Source organism: Burkholderia sp. 3C, from assembly GCF_054589155.1.
Genome location: NZ_BAAILN010000044.1, coordinates 154,203 through 160,720, shown reverse-complemented (window position 1 = coordinate 160,720; position 6,518 = coordinate 154,203). Strand labels below are relative to the sequence as shown.

Genomic DNA, 6,518 nt, shown 5'->3' with positions numbered 1-6,518 from the left:
GCCGCCCGCATCGAAGCGGGCGGCGGCCGGGAATGCCGATGCTCAGGACTTGCTGGTGGCGACCTGGCCGCGAATTTCGCCGCCCGGGTTCTTGGCCGTGTGCACGTTGAAGTACCAGCGGCCGCCCAGCAGATCGGCTTCCTGCGCCGGGGTCAGCGTGGCGTGGCCTTCGATCGGGCTCGGCAGATCCTTGGTGGCGATCGGGATCACCACGCCGGCGTTCTTGCCGACCGGCGCCGGGCCGTGGAAGTGGGCCATCGTGGCCGGGCCGGTCAGGTCCGAATAGTCGACGTGCCAGGTCAGTTGCTTCGAATCGGTGTCGTAGCTGCCCATCAGCATGCCGTGGCCGTCGCTCTGCTTCGGCGGCACTTCGGTGGCGGCGGCCAGGTCGGCATGGACTTGCAGCGTTTCGGCCTGGGCCGACAGCGAGGCGGCCAGGCCGAGGGACAGCGCGGCGATCGTCAGGGCACGGCGGGAGATCAGTTTCATGGCGGTTTCGTCAGGTCGTATGCGTTGAAGAGTGGCGGTCGTCATCGTCGTCCGCTCCCTTGCATAACGCATGGGGGTGGGGGCTTATTCCATCGGAATGCAAAAAAATCATCGAACCGTTCGCATGACGAATCGTCAGCCATGGAAAGCACTTCGTAAGTGCGCCATTGCCAGGCCCGCCGCCATGCGCGCACATGATACGCGCGGCGCCGCGCGGCTGCATAAGCTGTACGGAAGATGGAATAGGACGGGGGGCTCGGGCGTTCTGGAAGGGCAGCTTGGTTCCCACCATTCATTTAAGACAACGAGGTTTTTCCATGTGGCATTCGATGGCAGCTCAGGTAGCGGTGCGGGGGCGTGCGGCGCGCTTCGCGATGGCGTTCGCGGCGCTGGCGGCGCTTGGCGCGTGTGCGGCGCCGCAATCCGGGGGGCAGGGCGCATCGGTCGCGCCGATGGTGGCGGCGCCCGCTTCGCTCGAACCGCCGGGCGGCGGGGTGCCGGCGCTGACGCTGTCGGCGTCGGGCGTGCAGATCTACGCCTGCGAGTTCGACGCGCAGCATCGGCTGGGCTGGGTGTTCAAGCGGCCGGCGGCCACGCTCTACGACGCGAGCGGCCAGGCGCGCGTGCAGCATGGCGCGGGGCCGTCGTGGGCGGCGGCGGATGGCAGCCGGATCGTCGGCCGCGTGCTGGCGCAGCAGCCGTCGGCCACGCCGGGCAGCATCCCGCAACTGCTGCTGGAAACGCACGACACGGGCGGCGCGGGCCTGCTGGCCGGGGTGCGCCATGTGCAGCGGCTTGCGACGGTAGGCGGTGCGATGCCGGCCGCGCCGTGTGCGACCGAGCATCAGGAAGGCAGCACGCCGTATCTGGCGCGGTATGCGTTCTATCGTTGAGCCTTGCGGGCAGGGGCGCTGAGTCAGATGGAGGGCGATGGGCGGCGGCGCGCGACGGGCAGTCTGCGGTAGGCGGTAGACGACGGTGCGCGGCAGGCGATAAGCGTGGCCGGGCAGCAGGCGGCTGTGCCCGGCAGGCGGCAGGCGGCGGGCGCGGCGCGCGATAGGCGCTCTGCCCGCCGCCGGTTCAGGCGCGCGAGCCGAAATGGCGCTCGATCGCCTGCGCCCAATCGCTGTCGCGAGCGGACGGCGAACGATCACGGTCGAACCCGGGCGCGTCGAACACGAGTTCGGCCGGCGCGTCGATGCTCAGGCCCTTGCCTTCGGTGTCCGCCGACATCAGCGACCAGGGCACGGCGATCAGGTGGTCGTGCCGATCGTCGGCCGTGGCGATCAGTGCGTGGGTGATGCGACCCTCGCCCAGATCGACGAGCAAGTCGCTCAGGTGGCCGACTGCGGTGCCGTCCGGCGCACTGATGCTTGCGCCTTCGAGCGTGTGGACGGCGAGCGGCAGCGCGCCGCTCGAATCGGTTTCGCGATAGCCGGCAAGCGGACCGCTGTGGGTGCCGGGCGTGGGGCTGGGCGTCGATTTCATGGGGAATCCTCCGTCAAGGGGGCGGATGACGTCGTCGTGGCGAGGTCATCCACCGAAGCGGAAAGGGGCCGGGGCAAGCCGGGCCGAGAGGTCGAACGCCCTGAAGGTGCGCAAGCCGCGTGCCGCGTCCCGGCGCATTGTGCGACGGGCCTGCGAGCGGGGCGGCGCGCGTTTTTACAAGGCAGCGAGGCTTTTGTACCTGGCCCTGGTTCGGGCGCATTTTCGGCCGCGCCCGCCTTTGTACAATGCGCGTGTCCCGACCTGTTCTCCGCCGCGCCATGACCGATCGCCCGCCCCGCCCCCGCCTGCAACCGCGCAAGACCCCGACCCAGCCGCGCGCAGCCGAAACGGTGGCCGCGATCGTCGAGGCCGCCGCGCAGGTGCTGGAGGCGCGCGGCCTCGACGGCTTCAACACCAATGCGGTGGCCGAGCGCGCGGGCGTCAGCATCGGTTCGCTCTACCAGTATTTCCCGGGCAAGGATGCGCTGACGGTGGCGCTGATGCAGCGCGAAACGCAGTGCTATCTCGACGAGATGGACGCCGCGCTGGCCGAGCCGGACGGCGTCGCGGCGCTCGGCCTGCTGCTGGCCGCGACGGCGCGCCAGCAGTTGCAGCGGCCGAACCTGGCGCGGCTGCTCGACGAGCAGGAGGACAGCCCGGCGCTGCGCGATGCGGTGGAATGCGTCGGGCTGGAAGCGCCGATGACGACGATCCTGCGCCGCGTGCTGCCGGCGGGCGAGGGCGGGACCTCCGGCGCGCTCGATCGTGCGGCGGCCGATCTCGGTGAGATCGTGCAGGCGCTGACCGACAGCGCCGGGGCGCGTGGCGAGCGCGACGTGGCGAGTTTGGAGCGGCGTTTGCGTGCGGCGGTGTTTGGGTATCTGCGCGAGCTGGATTTGATCGAGGGGCGGGGGAAAGCTGGGCGCGGTGGCTGAAGCGGGCACTGAGTGTGAGCAAGCGCGCGAGGCGAGCGAAACCCGGGCGCGGGGCGTAAGTGGGCCGCCGAGTGCGAGCAAGCGCGCGGGGCGAGAGAAACCCGAGTGCGAGGCGTGAAGTGGATCGCCGAGTGCGGGCAAGCGCGAGGCACGCGCGCAACCTGGGCACGCGGCCTGAAACTGGCTGCCGAATGTGAGCAAGCGGTGGCGCGCGTGACACCCGGGTGCGAGACCTTGAGCGCAGATCGAACGCGAGCAAGCCGAGGCACGCACAAAACCCGGACGCGAAACCTGAAGCACGCCGCCGAATGTGAGCAAGCACGAGGCCGACGAAGCGGCCCGGCGCATCAACGCGCCCTGCCGCGCCTGCTCTGCCGCGCGGGCCGCGCCACCGCGCCCACCGCGCGCCGATGCGAGTAGCCGGCAGCATGGGCCGGCTCGTATTCTGAACGGGTCGGCGGTACGGCATCGGGCCACCGCCATCGCACCCGCAAGGCATCGACATGACCGACGTGACCCGCAGCATGAAACTGAATCACCTGAGCTTTCCCTCGTCCGACACGGCTGCCACGGCGCGCTTTTTCGAGCGCTACCTCGGCTTCACGATCGCCGGCACCTGGGATCGCTCGTACATCCTCAAGCGCCCCGGCTTCGACGTCGTGATCGACGACGCCGGCGACGAAACGCTGGCCTGGCCGCGCAACTTCCACACCGGGTTCGAACTGCCCGACCTCGACGCCGTCGAGTCGCTCTACGCGCGGCTCAAGGGCGAGGGCGTGACGATGGAAACGGCCGTGTTCAACAACGGCCGCGGCTCGCGTTTCTTCTGCCGCGCCCCGGGCGGCGTGATGTTCGAGCTGAACACGCGCGCCGATGCGTCGGACGAATATCGCGGCACGTTCGACGAGTAAGGCAGCAACGAAACCACGAAGCCATACGAAAGGGCGGCGCATCCGGCATCCGCCGATACGCCGCCGATACGCCGCCGATACGCCGCCGATACGCCGCCGATACGCCGCCGATACGCCGCCGATACGCCGCCGATACGCCGCCGATACGCCGCCCTTGCTTCGTCATCCTGCCTTTCTTTCGTACTTAGCGCGTAACCGATTTAACCGGCGTGAACGGAGCGAAACGATCCAGATCGGCGCTGGCGTGGCGCTCGTGCTGCTGGTCGGCCGGCTCGCCGCGCACGCTGTTGACGCGACGGCCGCGCTTGACGGCCGGCCGCTCGGCGATCTGCATGGCCCAGCGGCGCACGTGGGTGTATTCGACCACGTTGAGGAATTCGCCCGCGCCGTACAACTCGCCGAGCGCGAGGCAGCCGTACCACGGCCAGATCGCGATGTCGGCAATCGAGTAGGCGTTGCCGGCGATATACGGGCGTTCGGCCAGCAACTGGTTCAGCACGTCGAGCTGGCGCTTGGTTTCCATCGTGAAGCGGTCGATCGGATATTCGAACTTCTCGGGCGCATAGGCGTAGAAGTGGCCGAAGCCGCCGCCGAGGTACGGCGCCGAACCCATCTGCCAGAACAGCCAGTTCAGCGTTTCGGCGCGCGCGGCCGGCTCGCTCGGCACCAGCGCGCCGAACTTGTCGGCGAGGTAGAGCAGGATCGAGCCCGATTCGAACACGCGTACCGGTTGCGCGCCGCTGTGATCCACCAGCGCGGGAATCTTCGAGTTCGGATTGGCTTCGACGAAGCCGCTGCCGAACTGATCGCCGTCGCCGATGCGCACCAGCCAGGCGTCGTATTCGGCGCCCGTGTGGCCGAGCGCGAGCAGCTCCTCCAGCATCACGCCGATCTTCACGCCGTTCGGCGTGGCCAGCGAATAAAGCTGCAGCGGATGCGTGCCCACCGGCAGCGGCTTGTCGTGGGTCGCGCCCGCGACCGGGCGGTTGATGCTCGCGAAATGGCCGCCGGATGGCGCGCGATGGGTCCAGACGGCCGGGGGAACGTAGACGGAATCCTGGCTCATGCAATCTTCTCCGAAAGAGGCGGCGGCAGCCCGCACGCGCGGCGTGGGGCAGGGTGGTGGCGGTGCGCGCGGCGAACCATGCGGCGCGGGCGTTCCGCCGGGACCGTTACTGTAGTCAAGTTTCGGCAATCTCGCCGGAGGCGGCTGCGGGCGGCTCCGGGCCGCTACGGCGTGGAGGTCCGCCGCGTTCGATGGCGGCCGAGCAGCGTTTCGCGAGGCGGTTCATCATGTGCCACTGGCCGCGCGCGGCGGCCGTGCGAATTTCATCCGTGAATCGCGGTTGTGAGTCGTAGTCGCGAATCGCGGTCGTGAACCGCAGCCGCAACTCGCAGCCGTGAATCGTAGCCGTGAATCGCGGTTGTGAACCGCAGCCACGACTCGCAGCCGTGAACCACAGCCGTGAACCGCAGCAGCGATATACATCGACGAATCACCGCTGCGATTCACCGCCCTATTCCGCCTCCGCCGCGCGTATTCCGTGACCCATCACAGGAACCCTCCGCATGCTTACGCTGCCTGCTTCGCATCAATCGCGCGCCGCCTTGACGCCGCGTTCGCTCACCTCGCTCGTTCTCGGCCGCCGCCGCATCGGGAGGCTCGCATGAAGGCCGCCGTCCTGCGCGCACCGGGCGGGCTCGACCGGATCGAGATTCGCGACCTGCCCGATCCCGGCCAGCCGGGGCCGGGCCAGATTCGCGTCCGGCTGCACGCCACCTCGCTGAACTTCCACGATCTGATCGTCGCCAAGGGCGGCATGCCGACCGACGACGGCCGCGTGCTGATGTCCGACGGCGCGGGCGTGGTGGAGGCGGTGGGCGACGGCGTCGACGAATTCGCGCCGGGCGACGCCGTGGTGTCGCTGTTCTTCCCGCATTGGGCCGACGGCGCGGCGTTCGACGCCGTGGGCAACTTCGCCGGCACGCCCGGCGACGGCGCGGACGGCTTCGCGACCGAGGTGGTGGTGCGCCCCGCGCAGGCCTTCACGCACGCGCCGCGCGGCTGGAGCCACGCCGAAAGCGCGACCATCACCACGGCCGGGCTGACCGCCTGGCGCGCGCTGGTGGGCGACGGCGCGCTGAAGGCCGGCGACACGGTGCTGACGCTCGGCACCGGCGGCGTGTCGATCGCCGCGTTGCAGATCGCCCGCGCGATGGGCGCGACCGTGATCGTCACGTCCTCGTCCGACCAGAAGCTGGCTCGCGCCAGCGCGCTCGGCGCGCATCACACCATCAACTACCGGCAGACGCCGGACTGGGGCGCGGTGGCGCGCGAGCTGACCGGCGGGCGCGGCGTGGACCACGTGATCGAGTTGGGCGGCCCGGGCACGCTCGCGCAGTCGATCGACGCGGTGCGGGTGGGCGGCCATATCTCGCTGATCGGCGTGCTGACCGGCATGCAGGGCGAGGTGCCGACCGCCGCGCTGATGGCCAGGCAGGCGCGGCTGCAAGGGCTGATCGTCGGCAGCCGCCGCCAGCAGCAGGATTACGTGCGCGCGCTCGAACGCAACGCGATCCGCCCGGTGATCGACCGCAGCTTCGCGCTCGACGCGCTGGCCGAGGCGTTCCGCTGGCAGGAGCAGGGCGGCCATTTCGGCAAGATCGTCGCCGAGTGGTGATCTTGCCCACGCCC

General features: G+C 69.8%; 7 protein-coding genes. 4 read left to right on the top strand and 3 right to left on the bottom strand.

Annotation, left to right across the window (positions count from 1 at the left end; all coding sequences use genetic code 11):
• Positions 1–42 precede the first annotated feature (42 nt).
• Positions 43–489 carry a CHRD domain-containing protein gene (locus ACYP33_RS07145; protein WP_414449960.1) on the bottom strand — a complete coding sequence of 149 codons (447 nt, stop codon included), beginning with the start codon at positions 487–489 and terminating at the stop codon, positions 43–45.
• 329 nt (positions 490–818) lie between these two features.
• On the opposite strand from ACYP33_RS07145, the gene ACYP33_RS07140 reads away from it, so the two are divergent.
• Complete coding sequence (locus tag ACYP33_RS07140; RefSeq protein ID WP_459620646.1) at positions 819–1,382, top strand: DUF3455 domain-containing protein; 564 nt, start codon at positions 819–821, stop codon at positions 1,380–1,382.
• Between the two features lie 187 nt (positions 1,383–1,569).
• Here the strand turns inward: ACYP33_RS07140 and ACYP33_RS07135 are convergent, their stop codons facing one another.
• Positions 1,570–1,977, bottom strand: coding sequence for a PRC-barrel domain-containing protein (locus ACYP33_RS07135; RefSeq protein ID WP_459620644.1), 408 nt, complete (start codon positions 1,975–1,977; stop codon positions 1,570–1,572).
• A gap of 278 nt (positions 1,978–2,255) precedes the next feature.
• On the opposite strand from ACYP33_RS07135, the gene ACYP33_RS07130 reads away from it, so the two are divergent.
• Both ACYP33_RS07130 and ACYP33_RS07125 read left to right on the top strand, forming a co-directional pair.
• Entirely contained in the window at positions 2,256–2,912 is a 657-nt protein-coding gene (locus ACYP33_RS07130; protein WP_459620642.1) for a TetR/AcrR family transcriptional regulator, read from the top strand.
• 503 nt (positions 2,913–3,415) lie between these two features.
• The gene (locus ACYP33_RS07125; RefSeq protein ID WP_459620640.1) at positions 3,416–3,823 is read left to right on the top strand and encodes a VOC family protein; all 408 of its coding nucleotides are present in this window, start codon (positions 3,416–3,418) and stop codon (positions 3,821–3,823) included.
• Positions 3,824–4,007: 184 nt separating this feature from the next.
• Here ACYP33_RS07125 and yghU read toward each other — a convergent pair whose 3' ends face one another.
• Positions 4,008–4,889, bottom strand: a complete 882-nt coding sequence (gene yghU, locus ACYP33_RS07120) for a glutathione-dependent disulfide-bond oxidoreductase (RefSeq protein WP_459620639.1) — start codon at positions 4,887–4,889, stop codon at positions 4,008–4,010.
• Positions 4,890–5,490: 601 nt separating this feature from the next.
• On the opposite strand from yghU, the gene ACYP33_RS07115 reads away from it, so the two are divergent.
• Positions 5,491–6,504: a zinc-dependent alcohol dehydrogenase family protein gene (locus ACYP33_RS07115; protein ID WP_459620637.1), complete on the top strand. Its 1,014-nt coding sequence runs from the start codon at positions 5,491–5,493 to the stop codon at positions 6,502–6,504.
• The last annotated feature ends 14 nt before the right edge of the window (positions 6,505–6,518 follow it).

Excerpts from the sequence above, each read along its gene's own strand:
- ACYP33_RS07145 (WP_414449960.1), bottom strand. The coding sequence starts at position 489 with ATGAAACTGATCTCCCGCCGTGCCCTGACGATCGCCGCGCTGTCCCTC.
- ACYP33_RS07140 (WP_459620646.1), top strand. The coding sequence starts at position 819 with ATGGCAGCTCAGGTAGCGGTGCGGGGGCGTGCGGCGCGCTTCGCGATG.
- ACYP33_RS07135 (WP_459620644.1), bottom strand. The coding sequence starts at position 1,977 with ATGAAATCGACGCCCAGCCCCACGCCCGGCACCCACAGCGGTCCGCTT.
- ACYP33_RS07130 (WP_459620642.1), top strand. The coding sequence starts at position 2,256 with ATGACCGATCGCCCGCCCCGCCCCCGCCTGCAACCGCGCAAGACCCCG.
- ACYP33_RS07125 (WP_459620640.1), top strand. The coding sequence starts at position 3,416 with ATGACCGACGTGACCCGCAGCATGAAACTGAATCACCTGAGCTTTCCC.
- yghU (WP_459620639.1), bottom strand. The coding sequence starts at position 4,889 with ATGAGCCAGGATTCCGTCTACGTTCCCCCGGCCGTCTGGACCCATCGC.
- ACYP33_RS07115 (WP_459620637.1), top strand. The coding sequence starts at position 5,491 with ATGAAGGCCGCCGTCCTGCGCGCACCGGGCGGGCTCGACCGGATCGAG.